Consider the following 18,142-nt stretch of genomic DNA (forward strand, 5'->3'; position numbering starts at 1 on the left):
GATGAGGAGCGTATTCAGCCCGTCAAAGCATCATTTTGACGCTTGGCGTGCAACGCTAGAATCACCTCTAAAATCCCTGCGCCGATCACCACCCATAGTGCGATATCGGAGGTCTGGCTGGAAAAATCGGTGACAAGAAGGGTGCAGAAGCCGGCCATCTGAACCACCAAAGCTGTGATTAAGATGATTTTCGTCATGACTCTGCTCACCGCCCACACTCCCAAGCCACGTCGTTAGCACCACAACTTGCACGAGATTGAGACGTCCGCAATTGGGGTAACTAGGCGCCACCGCTGAATGACTGATGTTGGGGCGATAACGGCCATTCCCATTTGCGGATTCACGACCTGGTTCGTGCCGGGAGATTGACCCCGAAGTCTTGTCTGCGAACCGGTTTCGCCGCAAAGCGCCCTCATGATCCGCTCCCCCTTGCTGCTGTTCGCCCTCCTGCCGACCGCTCTTTCAGCGCAGGCGGTGTCTCCCGGCAACTGGGACGTGAAGTCGACCGCCGTCGAACTCGTCGTGCCCGGCACGCCCGGCTTCATGCTCCGCATGATGAAGGGCCGCTCGAAGACCGACCATAAATGCGTGGCGCCCGAACAGGCCCGGGCGGGCGCCGCCGCGCTGTTCTCGCCCGATCCCAAGGCGAAATGCAGCGTGGAACGATCCTCGGTCGCCGGCGGCCGTGTCGACCAGGTCATGATGTGCCCGCAGAAAAAGGGCGACCCGGTGCGCGTCACGCGCACGGGCACCTATAATGGCGCAAGCTTCACCGCGCGCCTCATCATGTCGGGGCAGACGCCCAAGGGGCCGTCGCGGGTCGTCGTGGACCAGGTTGGGACCCACACGGGCGCCAAGTGCCGATAACGCGTTTCGTCTGAAATCCCGTAGCCGCCGGCGTCAGGCGGCTAGCTCCTGCTGCTCGGCCACCGCCGTCGCGAGGGTCAGCACCGCGACGGCACCCCTGCCCTCGCCTTCGCTCTCCAGCCTGAGCGAACCCTGCATCGCGGTCATGGAATTCGCGCACCAGTGCAGGCCGAACCCGCCGGACTTGTCCTTGCGGGTCGAGAAGCCGCGCTGAAACAAAGTCGGCGCGCGGTCGATCGCAAAGCCCTCGCCATCGTCGCGAATGGCGATGACGGTCTGGCCGTTCCCTTCCTCGATCGTCACCCCGATGGTGCCGCCGCCCAGTTCCATGGCGCCGATCGCCTCGGCTGCATTGGCGAAGAGATTGCCAATCACCTGGCTGAGGATCACGCGGCTGCCCATCACACGATAGGGGCGCGCGGGGAAACTGAAGGCAATCGACAATTCGCCCGAATAGCGTGCGATCGTGGCGTTCCTGGCGATGATCTCGGTTACGTCGCACGGTTCCAGCTCGGGCCGGCCGTTGGCGGCATGCTGCTGCTCGCCGATGATCTCGAGCACATGGCTCATCGCTTCGCGGCCGACCTGGAGCTGGCGGCGGCGTTCCTCGCGGTCCTTCGCCTCGGCCTCGACTGCCGCGGCGACGAAGGCCACGAGCTTGGCGCGCCGGGCCGGAGGAATGTCGTCCTTCGCCAGCTCGGCGACGGCACGATCGAGCGTGCCGCGATCCATCGGCGCCGGCTGGGCGATGCCCTGGCTGAGGATCGTGCTGATCGGGTTGAGCGCGTTGCGGACATTGTGCATCACCGCGACGGCGCTCTCGCTGCGGCCGAGCGCGAAGCTCTGCACCTCGAGCTGCTCGCGCAGATCCTTCAGCTGGCGGAGCATCGCGTTGAAGCTGCGGCCGAGCGAGCCGATCTCATCCTGGCGCGCGGCCTCGTCGGGCAGCAGGCCGAGCGCGCCCGAAGCCCGGACGACCTGCATATGATTCTCCACGCGGCGCAGCGGGCGCAGCACCAGCCGGCCGATCATTCGGCGCAGCATGAGGAGCACGACGAGCAGCAGGATCGTCGAACCCGCCACCGCGAGGATCAGCATGCGCCGGCCGAGCACCGATACGTCGCGCGGCACGGTGAAGGCAGCGCTCGCCACGGCGTGACCGGCCGGGCCGAGGATCGGCACCGCGATGCGCATCGTCTCCCGGCTGGGGGTGATCAGGTTCGTATCGGTGACGTTGGCGAGATCGAGCCCGGCGGTGAGCTGAAGCAGGCCGGAAAGCTGTTGCGACGTGATGCGGCGCGCCATCAACACATAGCCGCGCGGGGTTCCGCTGCCGTCGCTGCGGCGAACCTGCGCAACGCCGACGGCCGAGACGACGGGGCCGAGCCGCACGAAGAAGCTCGCCGAATTGCGGGAGCCGAGGGCCTTGCGGAAATCGATCTCGCGAATCTGCGCGATCAGCGCCGCGCGCATGCCGGAATCGTCCTTCTCACCATCGCGCCAGCGGGCGATGACGATGCGACCGTCCCTCGCGACATAGGCCATGCCGTTGACGCCGAGATTCGCCATGGCGAGGGGCGAGAAGGATTCCTGCTCGAACGCCTCGGTCTGGTTCGCCATATAATCGTAGCTGGAATTCCAGTCGCCATAGTCGCGCACGGCGCTTTCGACCTTGGACGCATATTCGCCCAGCGCCGCGCGGGTGCGTTCGACATGCGCATCGACCGACCGGGATTCGAGCTGGTTGAAGCTGGGCACGATGACGCTGGCGAGCAGCAAGGTGATCGCGGCGGAGCCGATCAGCCCCACTGCGGTCAGGATCAGGACCAGCTTTGCGCCAAGCGAGCTTGGATTGCGAAACGCCCCGATCCGGCCGCCAAGGGCACGGAGAACAGGGGACATCAGCCGTGAGTCCCGTTACCCAGTTCCGGTTCGAGATATTCTTCCTCGAGCCCCGACGGATCAGGGATGAAGCGTGCCAGGGCCATCTCGCGCGCCGCGTCGGCCGCCACCGGGCGCGAGAAATAAAAGCCCTGGAGGTGTGACGCACCGGCAGCGCGGAGCGCCATGACCTGGGCTTCGGTCTCGACACCTTCCGCAATCACGCCCAGCCCCAGCGCGCGGCCGAGATGGATGATCGAATGGACGATCGCCGCGCTTTCGCGCTCGCGGCCCATGCCATCGATGAAGCTGCGGTCGATCTTCAGGCAATCGAGCGCGAACTTGCGGATGTTGTAGAGGCTCGAATAGCCAGTACCGAAATCGTCGAGCGCGATGCGGAAGCCCATCTGGCGCAGGCGGTACAGCGTATCGGCCGCCCGGTCCGCATCGTCGAAGATCGCCGTTTCGGTAATCTCGATCTGGACGCGGTTGGGTTCGACGCCAGCGCGCTGGACGCATTCCAGCACATGGCCGATGAAATTGTGCCGGCGAAACTGGCGCGGCGAGAAATTGACCGAGACGTACTGGCCGGGCCAGTCCTTCAGCTCCTTGACCGCCTCGCACAGCACCCAGGTGCCGAGCTCATGGATCAGGTTCGATTCCTCGGCGATCGGGATGAACATCGACGGGCTGACCGGTCCGAATTCCTCGGTATCCCAGCGCAGCAGGGCCTCGAAGCCGACGACCTCGAGCCCGTCGCGGGCGACGATCGGCTGATAGACGAGGTTGAGCTCGCCCTTCTCGATCGACTTGCTGAGACCGCCCTCGATGCGGCGGCGGAAGCGGATCGATTCGTCCATCGTATCGTCGAAGGTGCGGACCACGCCGCGGCCGGCCTGCTTGGCGGCGTTGAGCGCGAGATCGGCGCGGCGCATCACGTCGACCGGATCATGCTTCTGGCCTGCCTCGACATAGACGAAGCCGGCAGAGGCGCCGCACTGGACCGAATGGCCGAAGATCTTGAAGCTGGCGGAGCACAATTTGATCAGCCGCTCGACCACCATGCAGGCGGCCTGCTCGCCGGGCGATTCGAACAACAGACCGAATTCGTCGCCGCCCAGCCGCGCGACCATACCGCCGTCGGGCATAGCATCCTGCAGCACGACGCAAATCTGGCGGATCAGGTCGTCGCCGGCGAGATGGCCGAGCGTATCGTTGACCAGCTTGAACCGGTCGAGATCGACCATCGCGGTGGCGAAGCTTTCATTGCCGCGAGTCTTTTCGGCCAGCGTGCGCAGGAAGGCGAGACGGTTAGGCGCCTCGGTCAGCGAATCGTGATTGGCGATATGGACCGCCTTGCTCTCGTTCGCGGCGAGCTCCAGGCCCTGCTCTTCGAGGATCACGATCTTTTCGGCGAGCGCGGCGCGAGTCGCGGCCAGTTCGCGGTCGAGCTGCCAGCGATGCGACAGCGCCGACGCCATCTGAGTCACCTCGGCGACCTCGAACGGCTTGGCGATGTAGAAGATCTTGTCGGCAGGACCGGCGGCCTTGCTGATCTCGATCGGCGAGAAATCGGAATAACCGGTGACCATCACCAGGTTGATGTCGGGATCGAGCGCACGGATGCGGGTGGCGGTTTCCTTGCCGTCGATGCCGGGCGGCATGCGCACGTCGATGAAGGCGACGGCGAAGGGATCGCCATCGGCGATCGCCTTTTCGATCGCAGCGACGCCGGCGAGGCCCTGCATGGCGTGCGTGAGCGCGAAATCCATCGCAGTGCCGGGCTCTGCCGGAGCGTCGTCATCGTCGCCGAACAGTTCCGCTGCCATCGCATCGAGGGCACCAGCATCGGCATTCCCTATCGGCGCGAAGCTGCGCCTGTAGGAATCATGCATCGCAGGTTCGTCGTCGACGATCAGAATGCGCATGGAAACACCGCCGTGGTTAATCATTGAGGGCGCGTCTGCCCCTTGCCACGGCGTAACCGGACGCGGTTAAAGCCGTGTAAACGACGTTGCGACGGGACGAAGCGCCCGGATGCCGAGTTCGATCGCGCCGAGCGGCCCCGCATGGTTGCCGAGTGCAGCCGGGACGACATAGTCCTCGACCGGATCGAGACCCGGCGCGGCGACATAGCCGCCCAGGCTCGCGACCAGCTTCTCGCGGATTCGCGGGAAGAGATGCGGCGTGCCGGTCATCACCCCGCCGCCCATCACGATGCGGCGCGGGATGCCGGTGAGCACCAGCGTGTGTGCGAGCTGCGCCAGCGCATGGGCGACACCGTCCCATACCGGATCGTCCTCGGCGAGCTGCTCCGCCGGCTTGCCCGCCCGGGCCTTGATCGCCGGGCCTGAGGCAAGGCCTTCGAGGCAGGCGCCGTGAAAGGGGCAGGCGCCGGCCCAGTCGTCTCCGGCCAGGCGCACCGGCCGGATATGGCCGAGTTCGGGGTGCGTGAGGCCGTTAGTCGGGTCGCCGCCCATGACCAGGCCGATGCCGATCCCGGTGCCGACGGTGACATAGGCATGGTCGCCAACGTCCTGCGCGGCACCCCAGCGCCCCTCGCCCAACGCGGCGCCGGCGACGTCGCTGTTGAAGCCAAGCGGCACATCGGCGTGGCTGGCAAGCCGGCGGCCGACATCGGTGTTCGACCAGCCTGCCTTGGTCGTCGCCGTGATGAAGCCGTAATTCGCCGCCTCCGGATCGATCGAGACCGGGCCGAAGCTGGCGATGCCGAGCGCCTGGTAACCCGACCAGCGGCCAAGCACTGCCTCGACCGCTGCGAGCGTTTCCTCCGGATTGGTGGTCGGGATGCGGACTTCCTCGCGGATATCGTCCGGGCCGGAGCCGAGGATGCAGATGCACTTGGTTCCGCCGAGTTCGATGCCGGCGATCAGGGGACTGGTCATGCCGATGCTATCCGCCCCGCGCCCGAATACTGTCAATCGTACGTCAATGCGCCGATCGGCACATTCTTGCGACAAATGGAGTCTAGGGCTCCGACGGTGATTCGAGTTGGAGTAACCATGCGGCGTATCGGCATCCTGTTCCTGTTGGCCTCGGCCAGCGCCCCGGCCCTGGCGGCGGCCCAGGAAGCGACGAGCGCTGCGCCAGCCGCCGCGCCGACGGCGCAGACCGACGACCAGGCCGATGTGGAGGAGCCGGACGTCATCGTGCGCGGGCAGCGCAACCTGCCCGGCGCAGTGATCGGCGACATCCAGCCCGAGGAGCAGCTCGGCCCGGCGGACATCCGCTCGTACGGCGTGAGCTCGGTATCCGACCTGCTCAACGAACTGGCCCCGCAGACGACCAGCGGACGCGGCAGCGGCGGCGCGCCGGTGGTGCTGCTCAACGGCAAGCGCATCTCCGGCTTCTCCGAAATCCGCGACATCCCGACCGAGGCGATCGCGCGGGTCGATATCCTGCCCGAGGAAGTCTCGCTCAAATACGGTTACCGCGCCGACCAGAAGGTGGTGAACATCGTCCTGCGCCGCCGCTTCCGCGCGACCACGGTGGAGCTGGCGGATCGGGTCCCGACCGCGGGCGGGCGCAACGATGCCGAAGGCGAGCTCGACCTGCTCCACATCCGCGGCGACGGGCGCTTCAACCTGCACCTCGGATATGAAGCGCAGTCGGCGCTGACCGAGAACGAGCGCGATATCATCGATCCGGATCCCTATCGCAGCCTGCTCGGCTCGAGCCGGGATTTCACGGCCAACACCATCTATGCGCGACCGATCGGCAAGATCTCCGCGACGATCAACGGCCGGGTGGAATATACCGACGGCACCCGCACCAACGGCTTGCCGGACGGCGTGACCGATCCGGCACTCAACGGCGTATTGCCGCTGCAGCAGCGCAATTCCACATTGACCGCGCATCTCGGCACCACCTTGAACGGCTCGATCAGCCCGAAATGGCGCTGGTCGGTGACGGGAAATTACGATCGCAGCGACACCAAGACCTTCAGCGAGACGGGCGTCGACATTTCCGGCACCGGCGGGATCAGCGCGCGCGCGGCCAACCGCGCCTATGGCATCTCGAACGACGCGGGGCTCGACGCGCTGTTCAACGGCCCGTTGTTCAAGCTGCCGGCGGGCGATGTTTCGACCAGCATCAAGCTGGGCGCCGATACCAGCGGGTTCGACACGCGGTCCTATCGTATCACCGGGAACCAGACCGGATCGGTCTCGCGCGACACAGTCAACGGGCAGGTCAATATCGACATCCCGATCGCCAGCAAGACCAATGGCTTCCTGCCCTTCCTCGGCAAGCTCTCGGCCAATTTCAACATCGCCGAGGACCATCTTTCCGACTTCGGCACAATGCAGACGCTCGGCTATGGCGCGAACTGGATCCCGGTCGATGCGATCCGATTCATCGTCTCGCATACCGACCAGGAGCAGGCGCCGAGTGCGCAGCAGCTTGGCAATCCGGTGATCACGACGCCGAACGTGCGCGTGTTCGACTATGTTCGGGGCGAGACGGTCGACATCACGACGCTGACCGGTGGAAACCCCAATCTGCTCGCCAGCAACAATCATGTGACCAAGATCGGCCTGACCCTGAAGCCCTGGTCGCAAAAGGACCTGAGCCTTACCGCCAATTACGTCACCAGCCGCACCGAGAACCCAATCACCGGCTTCCCGAGCGCGACGGCGGCGATCGAGGCGGCGTTTCCGGGCCGTTTCGAGCGCGACGGGTCGGGCCAGCTGACCCGGATCGACATGCGGCCGATCAACTTCGCCGAGAGCAGCCGGTCGCAGCTGCGCTGGGGGATCAACTTCTCCAAGGCGATCAAGTCGAAGGTGCAGAAGGAGCTGGAGGCGTTCCGCGCGGGCACCGGGCCGAACCCGTTCGCGGGGCTGCAGCCGCCCGGCGGCTTCAGGCGACGGAACAGGGACGGCGCGGACGCCACGCCCGACGGGAGCGCGCGCAACGGCGGCACGCCGGCAGGCGAGACGCCGGCCGGGCAGCAAGGCGGTCCTCCGCCGGGCGGCGGGCCCGGCGCGGGCGATGGCGGCCCGCGTCAGGGCGGCGGCTTTGGTGGACGCGGCGGCGGCTTTGGCGGGCGTGGCGGCGGATTCGGTGGCGGCGGCCAGGGCGGCGGGCGGCTGAACTTCGCGCTCTACCATACCTGGCACTTCAAGGAGGAAGTACTGGTCCAGAATGGCGGGCCCCGGCTCGACCTGCTGAACGGCGACGCGACCGGCGGCAATGGCGGCCAGTCGCGGCACGAATTCGAGGCACAGGCCGGCTATACCAACAACGGTATCGGTTTCCGCCTGTCGGGCAATTACCGCACCGGCACCGAGGTGAATGGCGGCACGCCCGCTGCGCCGCAACAGCTGGACTTTTCGGGGCTCGGCACGCTCGACCTGAGGCTGTTCGCCGATTTCGGCCAACGGCTCGACCTGATCAAGAAGCATCCCTGGCTGCGCGGCACGCGCCTGACGATCGGGGTGACCAACATCTTCGACGGCAAGCAGCGCGTGACCGATGCGAACGGGATAACCCCGGTCAGTTACAACCCGGACTATCTCGACCCGCTGGGGCGGAGCGTGCGGATCAGCATCCGGAAGCTGTTCTTCTGAGGCGTGTTGGAAATGTCAGTAGGGTCACTGACATTTCCAACAGAGCGGCCCTTATTTATCAATAACTTAGCAAATCAGAAATTCACCCGGAAGGTGGCACCCGCCGTGCGCGGCGTGCCGAGCTGGCCGGCATAAGCGAAGGGCGATGTGCCGACGATCGCCGTGGTCGAGAGGTTCTGGAAGTATTTCTTGTCGAACGCGTTGTTCACCCAGGCCGACACGTCGAACTGCCCGTCGCGGAAGGACGTGCCGACGCGAAAGTTGAACAGGGCGTAGGGGTCGATCCGGCTATAGGGCCCGGCATCCGCGGTGCCGAAGGTGCTCGAGCGATAGCTGAACTGAGCGAGCGCGTAAGGGCGCGCACCGTTCCCGAGCTGGATGTGATAGTCGATCGAGGCATTCGCGACCCATTTCGGCGCCTGGAACAACGGTTTGCCGGTGAGATCGCACACACCGGTGACACCCACCGGGCATGGGGCATTGGCATAGCTTTTGTACTTGGCGTCATTGTACGATCCGTTGGCGTCGATCGTCAGATTGTTGGTGACCTTGAGCGACGCATCGACCTCGACGCCGCGTGCCCGCACGTCGCCGACATTGGCGAGATAGGAGCGGTTGCCGTTGGTGGGCACGATATTGGCCTGAAGCCCGGACAGGTCGGTCGAGAAGGCGCTGAGGTTGAAGGTCAGGCGCCGGTCGAAGAACTGAGTCTTCAGGCCGAGCTCCCAATTCTTCACTTCCTCCGGCGCGAGAACAAGCGGCGTACCCGCCGAGACGGCCGCATTGAGGTTCAGGCCAGAGCCCTTGTAGCCGGTGGAATAGGATCCGTAGAGCAGCACGTCCGACGTGATCTTGTAGGATACGCTGGCGAGGTAGGACACGTTATCGTCGCTCACTGAGGTGTTGTAGTGAAACGGAATCGAGGTCGCGGGATTGGGCGTGCCCACCGTCGAGGTGTCGGACCGGCCCCAGCGCTTGTCGTGCGTGTAACGGATGCCGGCGGTGAGGGTCAGCGCGTCCGTGACCGAGTAGTTGGCCTGTCCGAACACTGCGACGCTGTCGACCGTCGTGCGGACGTCATCGAGATATTGCGAACCTGGCGCGATGGTGATCGCGGCCGCTGCCGGGTTCGCGAGGCGGGCATAGGTGGTGTAGAAATTGCTCGCGTCGGTGCCGAACTGGTTGAGGATGAAATGGTCGCGCAGAACCTGGTGGAACAGGTAACCGCCGACTTGCCAGGTGAATCGTCCCGGCTTTGAAGCGATGCGGACTTCCTGCGAAAACTGGTCGTCCTCGGTCTGGGCGACGTTGACCTGGATGACGTCGAGCGGCGTGCCGTCGCTGTCCTGAAGCGGGTTGAAATGCCAGTAACGCCAGGCGCTGATCGAGGTCACCGTGACGGGCCCCAGATCCCAGTCCGCCTGGAACGACACGCCCTTCTGGTCGGTCTTCATGTTCTGGAGCGAGTTGTTCTGGGTGTAGTCGAGACTCCGCTTCGGCACATAGCCAAGCGCGGCGAGCGCCTGAAGCGTGCGGGCGGTGGTCGCGCTGAGGCTTGCGGGCAGCACCAGCTTGGTCGCGCTGACGCAGCAGGTGTCGTCCTCGATCGAATAATCGCCGATCAGCCGCAAGGTAAGGTTGCTGGCGGGCGTCGCCAGGAACTGGACACGCGCGCCGCTGCGCCCGACGCTGTTGGCGTCGACTCCGGTCTTGATATTGTCGAGCACGCCGTCGCGGTGGGTGTTGAACCCGGTGACGCGGAAAGCGAGCAGCCCGTTGATGATAGGGCCAGTGACGCTCACGCGTTCCTGGTTGTAATTATACGTGCCGCCGGAGATTTCCGCCGTGCCCTTGAATTCGAACTCAGGCCCTCGCGTCGTGATGTTGAGCACGCCGGCCGAGTTGTTGCGCCCAAACAGGGTCCCCTGCGGACCGCGCAGCACCTCGACCCGGTCGACATCGATCAGGTCGGACAGCGCCATGCCGGGGCGGCCGAGATAGACCCCGTCGATATAGACGCCGACCGACGTATCGAGCCCGTCCGAGGCCGACGAAACGCCGATGCCGCGAATGCCGATCGAGGAATTGCGCGGGTTGGAATTATAGGCGGTGAGGCTGGGCGTCTGAAACTGGACGTCAGTGAGCGTATAGCCGCCCTTGCGCTCGAGCGTCTCGCCCGAGACCACCGAGAGGGCGATCGGCACGTCCTGGGCGCGTTCCGAGGTGCGGCGCGCCGTGACCACGACATCGGCGCCCTCATCGGGGGTTGTGGAGGCGGGATCGGGTTCCGCCGCCGCAACGGCTACCGCTGCCCCCGCCTTTGCGATGGCCTCCTCCCCTTCCGGTCCGGCGCCATGGGCGAAGGCCGGCTGGGCGAGCCCCATTCCCGCGATGATCGATGACAGCAGAAGTGACTGGCGGAATGTCTTCATGGTGGCCTCCCTTGCCCCGGTAAACACGTGATCGACCGGTCGCGGCCGCCCCTCTCCAAAGGCGGCCCGGCAAGGGGCCGGCCGTCTCTCGACGCCATGCGATGCGCATGCCGCGGGACGGCCCGACCCGCCCAGATCGAAGGCCCAAGGCTGATTCCTAATTCCTATCGAGTCAATGGGAATTGATTCTTCGGCGGCGCGAAGATTTTCTAAAGCCGCCTCGTTTCGTCGCTCCGCAGGAGCGCCCCGCCGACGAACTTATCCATTGCAGGATAACAAGTTAGCTGGAACTCCGGCCATTGATAGACGGTGCGCGCGAACGTCCATGCCCGAAAACGGTTCCACCTCCTAATTCCCATTAGTTAGATATGGATTCTACCTCAAAGGATAGATATCCTACGTTCGCCGATCGACCGCTCCGAGGCAGTCTTTGGCTTCAACAACTCGTTCGGGGACCAGAGATGCCATCCATTGGAAAGCTAGACGTCAGCCCACAGGGCTTTGGTGCGATGGGGTTGTCGCACACCTATGGGCAGGCCGACGACGCCAGTTCGATCAAGACGCTGCACCGCGCGATCGACTTGGGAATCACCTTTTTCGACACGGCGACCGGCTATGGCGCCGGGCATAACGAGGAGCTGCTGGGCAAGGCGATCAAGGATCGCCGCGACAGCCTGGTGGTCGCCAGCAAGTTCGTCCACCGGCCCAACGGCGGTGGCGCTGCGGTCCCGGCGGTCACGCCGCGGGCCGCCGTCGAAGCGAGCCTCACCCGGCTCGGCCTCGACCATATCGACCTCTATTATCTGCACCGCGTCGATCCCGATATCGCGATCGAGGAGTCGATCGGCGAGCTCGGGCGGCTGGTCGAAGAAGGCAAGATCGGCGGCGTCGGCGTGTCCGAAGCATCAGCCGAGGGCATCCGGCGCGCTCATGCGACCTACCCGCTCACCGCGCTGCAGAGCGAATATTCGCTCTGGACCCGCGACGTCGAGGTCGAGATCCTGCCGACGATCCGCGAGCTGGGCATCGGCTTCGTCGCCTATAGCCCGCTCGGCCGCGGTTTCCTCGCCGGTGCCGAGGTGAGCGATCCCGACGATCGCCGGCGCCAGCATCCGCGCTTCCAGCCCGAAGCGGTCGCAGCGAACAGCCTGCGCCGCGCGACGATCGAGCAGGTCGCCAAGCGGGTCGGCGCAAGCGTCGCCCAGGTGAGCCTGGCATGGGTGCTGTCCAAGCAGGTCGTGCCGATCCCCGGCACCCGCCACATCAACCATCTCGAGTCCAACTGGGCGGCCAATCATCTCGAGCTCGATTCAGAGTCGCTCGTGGCACTGGAGGCGGCCTTCCCGCGCGGCGCAACCACTGGCGCCCGCTACCCGGCCGAAGCGCTCAAGCTCGTTCCGCCTGAGCCCATCGCCGCCTGAACGACCCGCCGAAGGAGCCCCATCATGAACGCCATCACTGCGCTTCGCCCCGATACCAACCGCGACCGCTTCTCCTATGACCACATCACCGTCGAGGCAGTGACGCCGACGATCGGCGCCGAGATTTCCGGCGTCGACCTGCGCGAGCCGATCACGCCCGAAATCGCCGCCGACATCCAGCGCGCGCTGCACGACTGGCGCGTCGTGTTCTTCCGCGACCAGGATATCAGCAACGATCAGTTGAAGACATTCGGCCGCGCGTTCGGCCCGCTGACTCCGGCGCACCCGATCGCCGAAGGGCTGGAGGATCACCCCGAGATCTGGGAGCGCACGGTCGACGAATATCGCACCCGGCGCGAGCGCAACTTCGCCCTGCCCCCCGGCCGCGAACCGCCGCGGGATTACAAGGGCTGGCACATCGACATCACCTTCGTCGCCAACCCCAATCGCTATTCGATCCTGCACGGCGTCGAGATCCCGCCCTATGGCGGCGACACGCTCTTCACCAATCTGATTGCGGCCTATGAGGGGCTGTCCGCGCCGATCCGCAACCTGATCGACGGGTTGCAGGCAGTCCACCGCACCACCGATTATGACGGCGGCACCCGCGAGCCGCGCCGCGATGGGCGCAGCAAGGGCCCGTTCGTGGCACTCCATCCGCTGGTCCGCATCCATCCCGAGACCGGCGAGAAGCTGCTGTTCCTCAACCCCGGCACGATCAGCCATATCGTCGGGCTGAAGGAGCCGGAGAGCAAGGCGCTGCTCGACCTGCTGTTCTACGAGGCGACCCGGCCCGAATATCAGGTGCGCTTCCACTGGCGGCCGAAATCCCTGGTGGTGTGGGACAACCAGGCAGTCGCCCATGCCGGGCCGATCGATTACGCGCAATTCGACCTGGCGCGCGCGGTACGCCGCATCACCGTCGCGGGCGAACAGGCCCGCGGTCCCGACGGCTTCGTCTCGCAACAGCTCGAAGGCGAGCTGTTCAACGTGCTCGGCTGATGCCGTCCGCGGCCAGATCGAAGCCCTGGGGTGGTATCGCTCTGGCCGCGTTCGTCGCGGTCACGATCGGCCTGCTGGTGCTGTTCGCCCCCAACCGCCAGGCCAAAGCGGCGGGCGGGCTGGCACTGTCGGCACCCCTGCCCGACACCATTCCGGACGGCACCGTGCTGACGGTCGGCGATCCGGTGACGGAGTGGGTGGTCCAGCATAATGGCTGGGACAAGGACCTGAACTTCACGATCAAATGGGTCCAGATCACCGGAGGTCCCGATGTGACCGAGGCGTTCCACGCCAAGGCGCTCGATGTCGGGCTCGGCGCGAACGTGCCGCCGATCCACGCGACCTGGGTCGGCCTGCCGGTCAGGATCGTCGCCACCGCCTATCGGCGCGATCCGCTGAATCACCCGGCCTTCGTGCTCGGCATCGCACCCAAGGCGAATATCCGGACGATCGCCGACCTGCGCGGCAAGAGGATCGCGATCAGCCCGAGCCAGGTGCAGGGGCAGATCGTGCTCCAGACCCTGAAGACGGCGGGCATCGCCAAGAGCGAGGTTACGCTGGTCGAGCTGCCGTCGAGCATCGGCGGCGACGTCTATACCAGCGCTTTGGCCAGCAACGCGGTCGACATGGCGCCGATCGGCGGCGGCATCGTCGCCGAACGCTATCTGCGCAAATATGGCGACGACGGCGCGACTGTCCTGAAACATCCCGATTTCCGCGACGATCCGGTCTTTGCCTATGTGCCGGTCGACGTGCTGGAAAACCCCGCCAAGGCGGCTGCGCTGAAGCAATTCGTGGCCTTGTGGGGCCGGGCATGGGCCTGGCGCCAGGCCCATCCGGAGGAGCTGACACGCGGCTATTATGTCGGCGAGCAGGGCCTGAAGCTGGAAGATGCGCGGCTGATCGTCACCGCAGCGGGCAAGCCCGATATCCCGGCCGAATGGGCGGATGCGATCCAGTATCAGCAGGCGTCGATCGATATCCTTGCGCCCGAGCTGGGCAACCCCCGCTTCGAGGCCGGCACGCTGTTCGACCGCCGATTCGAGGCCGTTGCCGCAGGTGGATTCACCGGGGCGGCCCCTTCCCTCGCCAGTTCCAAATGACCGGAGGTGTCATGAACGCTCCCTTCCCCCAACTGGTCGTCGCGCGCCCCCGCCATTTCGCCCCCGCGCAAATCGCGCCGAGCCAGCAGCCGGGCCTGCGCCGGCTGGGTCTCGGCGCGCCGCTCGCCTGGGGCTGGGTGCTGGGGCCTGGATTGCTGCTGCTTTACTGGTCGGTGCTATCGGCTACCGGCTGGCTCGACCCGCGGGTGCTGCCGGCGCCGTGGACCGCCGTCGAGACGGCGATCGAGCTGATCCGCGACGGCCGGCTGCAGGACAATCTGGCGGTGTCGGCCTGGCGCGCGGCACAGGGTCTTGTCTTCGGCACCACCGTCGGGGTGGTGCTCGCCTTGCTGTCCGGGCTGACCCTGCTGGGCGGCTATGTGATCGATGGGCTGGTGCAGTTGAAGCGCGGCATCCCGGTGCTGGCGCTGATCCCGTTCATGGTACTGTGGTTCGGCGTCGGCGAAGGCATGAAGGTGACGGTGATTGCCGTCACGGTGTTCGCGCCCGTGTATATCCAGACTCACACGGCGCTCCGCGCGATCGACCTGAAGCAGGTCGAGCTTGCCGAGACGCTCGAGCTGAGCCGCTGGGGTTTCATCCGCCATGTCGTGCTGCCCGGTGCGCTGCCGGGCCTGCTCACCGGACTGCGCTTCGGCGTGACGGCGTCCTGGCTGGCGCTGGTCGTGGTCGAGCAGCTCAATGCGACGAGCGGGATCGGGTACATGATCACCCTCGCGCGCAACTATGCGCAGACCGACATCATGCTGGTCGGGCTGGTCGTTTATGCCTTGCTCGGCCTGACATCCGATGCGGTGGTGCGGCTGATCCAGCAGCGCGCGCTGCGCTGGCGCCGGACGCTCGCGTCGTGAGCGCGGTCGTTCAGGTCCGCGGGCTGGTCCGCCGCTTCACGAAGAAGGGCGTGCTCGAAGGCATCGATCTCGACATCGCCGCCGGCGAGTTCGTCGCGCTGCTCGGGCGCAGCGGATCGGGCAAGAGCACTTTGCTGCGCGCGCTGGCCGGGCTCGACCATGAGGCCGAGGGCACCGGCACGATCCTGGTGCCGGAGCGGCTGTCGGTGGTGTTCCAGGATGCGCGGCTGCTGCCGTGGAAGCGCGTGCTCGACAATGTGCTGCTCGGGCTGACCGGTGCCGACCGCCGCGAACGGGGGCTGAAGGCGCTCGACGAAGTGGGGCTGGCCGGGCGCGAGACCAGCTGGCCATACGAGCTTTCCGGGGGCGAGCAACAGCGCGTGGCGCTGGCGCGGTCGCTGGTGCGCGGGCCGGCGCTGCTGCTGGCGGACGAGCCGTTCGGGGCGCTCGATGCGCTGACCCGGATCCGCATGCACGCGCTGCTCCGGCGCCTGTCCGAGGTCTATAACCCCGCCGTCCTGCTCGTGACGCACGACGTCGACGAAGCGATCGAGCTGGCCGACCGGGTGGTCGTGCTCGACGACGGCAAGATCGTCGCCGATATCCGCGTCGCCCTGCCCCCCGACGGCATCGCCCGGCGCGAACGGACCGCAGCGCTTCAACACGAGCTTCTCGGCCTGCTCGGCGTCGCGGTCGATGCCGCCACCTCTCCCTATGCCCGCAGCGAAAGGATTCCCGCATGACCACAGACAGAAAGCTTCGTCTCGGCGCCTTCCTCCAGGCGACCGGCCATCATGTCTCGGCGTGGCTGCATCCCGATACCGACGCCGATGCGGGGCATAATCTGGAGCATTACAAGGGCCTCGCGCGCACCGCGGAGCGTGGCAAGTTCGACCTGGTGTTCGTCGCCGACAGCCCGGGCGGCTACGCCGATTTCACCGACGAGGCGACCTTCCGCCAGAACGCCAAGGCAGCGCATTTCGAGCCGGTGACGCTTTGGGCCGCGCTGGCGCAGGTGACCGAACGCGTCGGCTTCGTCGCGACCTCCACCACCACCTATGAGGACCCCTATACGACCGCGCGCAAATTCGCCTCGCTCGACTGGGTCACCGGCGGACGCGCGGCGTGGAACGTCGTCACCACCGGCGCCGATGTATCGGCCAATTTCAGCCGGACCGAGCATCTCGAGCATTCGAAGCGCTATGAGCGCGCCGAGGAATATATCGATGTGGTGAAGGGTCTGTGGGACAGTTACGAGGACGATGCGTTCGTGCGCGATCGCGCGGCGGGCGTGTTCCTCGACACCGACAAATTCCATGTGCTCGGCCACAAGGGCGAGCATTTCCAGGTGCGCGGGCCGCTCAATATCGCGCGGCCGCCACAGGGTTATCCCGTGATCGTGCAGGCCGGCGCGTCCGAGCCCGGGCGCGAGCTGGCGGCGCGGACGGCGGAGGTGATCTTCACCGCCAATCTGCTGCTGGAGGATGCGCAGGAATTTTACGGCGATGTGAAGGCGCGGCTCGGCAAATATGGCCGGCGGCGCGAGGATCTGCTGGTGATGCCGGGCATCTTCGCCGTGCTGGGCGGCACCGAGGCGGAGGCGCAGGCGAAATATGAGGAGCTGCAGTCGCTGGTGCACCCGGCGGTCGCCTGGGGTATTTTGAACCGGCATTATCAGGGTGTCGACCTGTCCAGCTACACGCTGGACGATGTCGCGCCGCCGCTGCCGGGCGACACCAATGGCAGCAAGAGCCGCCTCAAGCTGGTCTCCGACCTGGTCGAGCGCGAGCGGCCGACCCTGCGCCAGCTCTACCGCCAGGTCTCGACCGCGCGCGGGCATCTGACCACGGTCGGCACGCCCGAGCAGGTCGCCGACCTGATCCAGACCTGGTTCGAGACCGGCGCGGCCGACGGCTTCAACGTGATGCCGCCGATCCTGCCGACCGGCCTGACCGATTTTGTCGACCAGGTGGTGCCGATCCTGCAGCGGCGCGGGCTGTTCCGCGAGGGCTATGAAGGCAAGACCTTGCGCGAGAATCTGGGGCTGAGGCGCCCGGAGAACAGTTTCGCGGGCCGCGTCCCTGCCGTGGCGGAGGCGTCGTGAGCGAGGCCCTTCAGGCGCGCTATCGCCATGACGACAGCGCCGCGATCCACCGCAACCCCGCGATCGACCTGCTGATCGAGCACCGGTCGGTGCGGGCCTATCTGCCCGATCCGCTGCCCGAGGGAACGATCGAAACGCTGGTCGCTGCGGCGCAATCGGCTGCGTCCTCCTCCAACCTGCAGGTGTGGAGCGTGGTCGCGGTGCAGGACCCCGAGCGCAAGGCGCGGCTGGCGAAACTGGCGGGATCGCAGAAGCACATCCTCGAGGCGCCGTTGCTGCTCGTCTGGCTGATCGATTTCGACCGGCTGACTCAATTGGCGACCTCGCGCGGCGTGCCGGCGGAGGCGCTCGACTATACCGAGACCTTCCTGCTCGGATCGGTCGATACCTCGCTGGCGGCGCAAAATGCGGTTGTCGCGCTGGAGTCGCTCGGGCTGGGCTCGGTCTATATCGGCGGCATCCGCAACCGACCGGCGGAGGTTGCGGCGGAACTCGACTTGCCACCGCGAATGTTCCCGCTGTTCGGCCTGGTCGTCGGCAAGCCCGATCCGGACCGTCCGGCCTCGATCAAGCCGCGCCTGCCCCAATCGTCCGTGCTGTTCCACGAAACCTATGCCTGGACCGACCGGCAGCATGACGGTGCGCAGGCCTATGACGACAGGTTGCGCGCCTTCCAGCGCGAACAGGGAATGGCAGAGCGCGGCTGGACCGAGCTCGCCGGGGAACGGACACGCGGGCCGGCCTCAATGGCGGGGAGGCATGTGCTGCGGACCGTGCTGGGCGACCTGGGATTCGAACTGCGTTAGGGCGGATCTAAATCGACATGCGCTGCCTTTTTCCTCTCCAGTGGGAGAGAAGGACGGCGTCGC

The 18,142-nt window shown here is 66.1% G+C and carries 14 protein-coding genes; 9 read left to right on the top strand and 5 right to left on the bottom strand.

Annotated features, from left to right (window positions below; translation table 11 throughout):
* Nucleotides 1-14 precede the first annotated feature (14 nt).
* Nucleotides 15-197, bottom strand: coding sequence for a hypothetical protein (locus tag WC729_RS10130; protein ID WP_372852195.1), 183 nt, complete (start codon nt 195-197; stop codon nt 15-17).
* A 217-nt stretch (nt 198-414) separates the two neighbouring features.
* Between WC729_RS10130 and WC729_RS10135 the strand changes: the two genes are divergently transcribed.
* Nucleotides 415-867: a DUF3617 domain-containing protein gene (locus tag WC729_RS10135; RefSeq protein ID WP_372852197.1), complete on the top strand. Its 453-nt coding sequence runs from the start codon at nt 415-417 to the stop codon at nt 865-867.
* A gap of 33 nt (nt 868-900) precedes the next feature.
* Here WC729_RS10135 and WC729_RS10140 read toward each other — a convergent pair whose 3' ends face one another.
* From WC729_RS10140 to WC729_RS10150, 3 genes are all read right to left on the bottom strand, one after another.
* The gene (locus WC729_RS10140; protein WP_372852199.1) at nt 901-2,769 is read right to left on the bottom strand and encodes a CHASE4 domain-containing protein; all 1,869 of its coding nucleotides are present in this window, start codon (nt 2,767-2,769) and stop codon (nt 901-903) included.
* The gene (locus WC729_RS10145) at nt 2,769-4,676 is read right to left on the bottom strand and encodes a putative bifunctional diguanylate cyclase/phosphodiesterase (protein WP_372852201.1); all 1,908 of its coding nucleotides are present in this window, start codon (nt 4,674-4,676) and stop codon (nt 2,769-2,771) included. The genes WC729_RS10140 and WC729_RS10145 overlap by 1 nt, the downstream gene beginning before the upstream one ends.
* 66 nt (nt 4,677-4,742) lie before the next feature.
* Complete coding sequence (locus WC729_RS10150) at nt 4,743-5,654, bottom strand: ROK family protein (RefSeq protein WP_372852203.1); 912 nt, start codon at nt 5,652-5,654, stop codon at nt 4,743-4,745.
* Between the two features lie 117 nt (nt 5,655-5,771).
* Here WC729_RS10150 and WC729_RS10155 point away from each other — a divergent pair, with 117 nt between their 5' ends.
* Nucleotides 5,772-8,339 (top strand): TonB-dependent receptor, encoded by a 2,568-nt coding sequence (locus tag WC729_RS10155; protein WP_372852205.1) that lies wholly within the window; start codon nt 5,772-5,774, stop codon nt 8,337-8,339.
* A 74-nt stretch (nt 8,340-8,413) separates the two neighbouring features.
* Here WC729_RS10155 and WC729_RS10160 read toward each other — a convergent pair whose 3' ends face one another.
* Nucleotides 8,414-10,771, bottom strand: coding sequence for a TonB-dependent receptor (locus WC729_RS10160; protein WP_372852207.1), 2,358 nt, complete (start codon nt 10,769-10,771; stop codon nt 8,414-8,416).
* Between the two features lie 461 nt (nt 10,772-11,232).
* Between WC729_RS10160 and WC729_RS10165 the strand changes: the two genes are divergently transcribed.
* The 7 genes from WC729_RS10165 to WC729_RS10195 are packed head-to-tail and all read left to right on the top strand — an operon-like array spanning nt 11,233 to nt 18,079.
* Complete coding sequence (locus WC729_RS10165; protein ID WP_372852209.1) at nt 11,233-12,192, top strand: aldo/keto reductase; 960 nt, start codon at nt 11,233-11,235, stop codon at nt 12,190-12,192.
* Nucleotides 12,193-12,216: 24 nt separating this feature from the next.
* Nucleotides 12,217-13,194: a TauD/TfdA dioxygenase family protein gene (locus tag WC729_RS10170; protein ID WP_372852211.1), complete on the top strand. Its 978-nt coding sequence runs from the start codon at nt 12,217-12,219 to the stop codon at nt 13,192-13,194.
* Complete coding sequence (locus WC729_RS10175) at nt 13,194-14,297, top strand: ABC transporter substrate-binding protein (RefSeq protein ID WP_372852213.1); 1,104 nt, start codon at nt 13,194-13,196, stop codon at nt 14,295-14,297. The genes WC729_RS10170 and WC729_RS10175 overlap by 1 nt, the downstream gene beginning before the upstream one ends.
* A gap of 11 nt (nt 14,298-14,308) precedes the next feature.
* On the top strand, nt 14,309-15,169 hold the full coding sequence (locus tag WC729_RS10180) for an ABC transporter permease (RefSeq protein ID WP_372852215.1): 861 nt from the start codon (nt 14,309-14,311) through the stop codon (nt 15,167-15,169).
* Nucleotides 15,166-15,912 carry an ABC transporter ATP-binding protein gene (locus WC729_RS10185; RefSeq protein ID WP_372852217.1) on the top strand — a complete coding sequence of 249 codons (747 nt, stop codon included), beginning with the start codon at nt 15,166-15,168 and terminating at the stop codon, nt 15,910-15,912. Before WC729_RS10180 ends, WC729_RS10185 begins: the two co-directional genes overlap by 4 nt.
* Nucleotides 15,909-17,273, top strand: coding sequence for an LLM class flavin-dependent oxidoreductase (locus tag WC729_RS10190; protein ID WP_372852219.1), 1,365 nt, complete (start codon nt 15,909-15,911; stop codon nt 17,271-17,273). The genes WC729_RS10185 and WC729_RS10190 overlap by 4 nt, the downstream gene beginning before the upstream one ends.
* Nucleotides 17,270-18,079, top strand: coding sequence for an NADPH-dependent oxidoreductase (locus WC729_RS10195; protein ID WP_372852221.1), 810 nt, complete (start codon nt 17,270-17,272; stop codon nt 18,077-18,079). Before WC729_RS10190 ends, WC729_RS10195 begins: the two co-directional genes overlap by 4 nt.
* The last annotated feature ends 63 nt before the right edge of the window (nt 18,080-18,142 follow it).

Source organism: Sphingomonas sp. (assembly GCF_041661825.1).
Lineage (GTDB): Bacteria > Pseudomonadota > Alphaproteobacteria > Sphingomonadales > Sphingomonadaceae > Sphingomonas.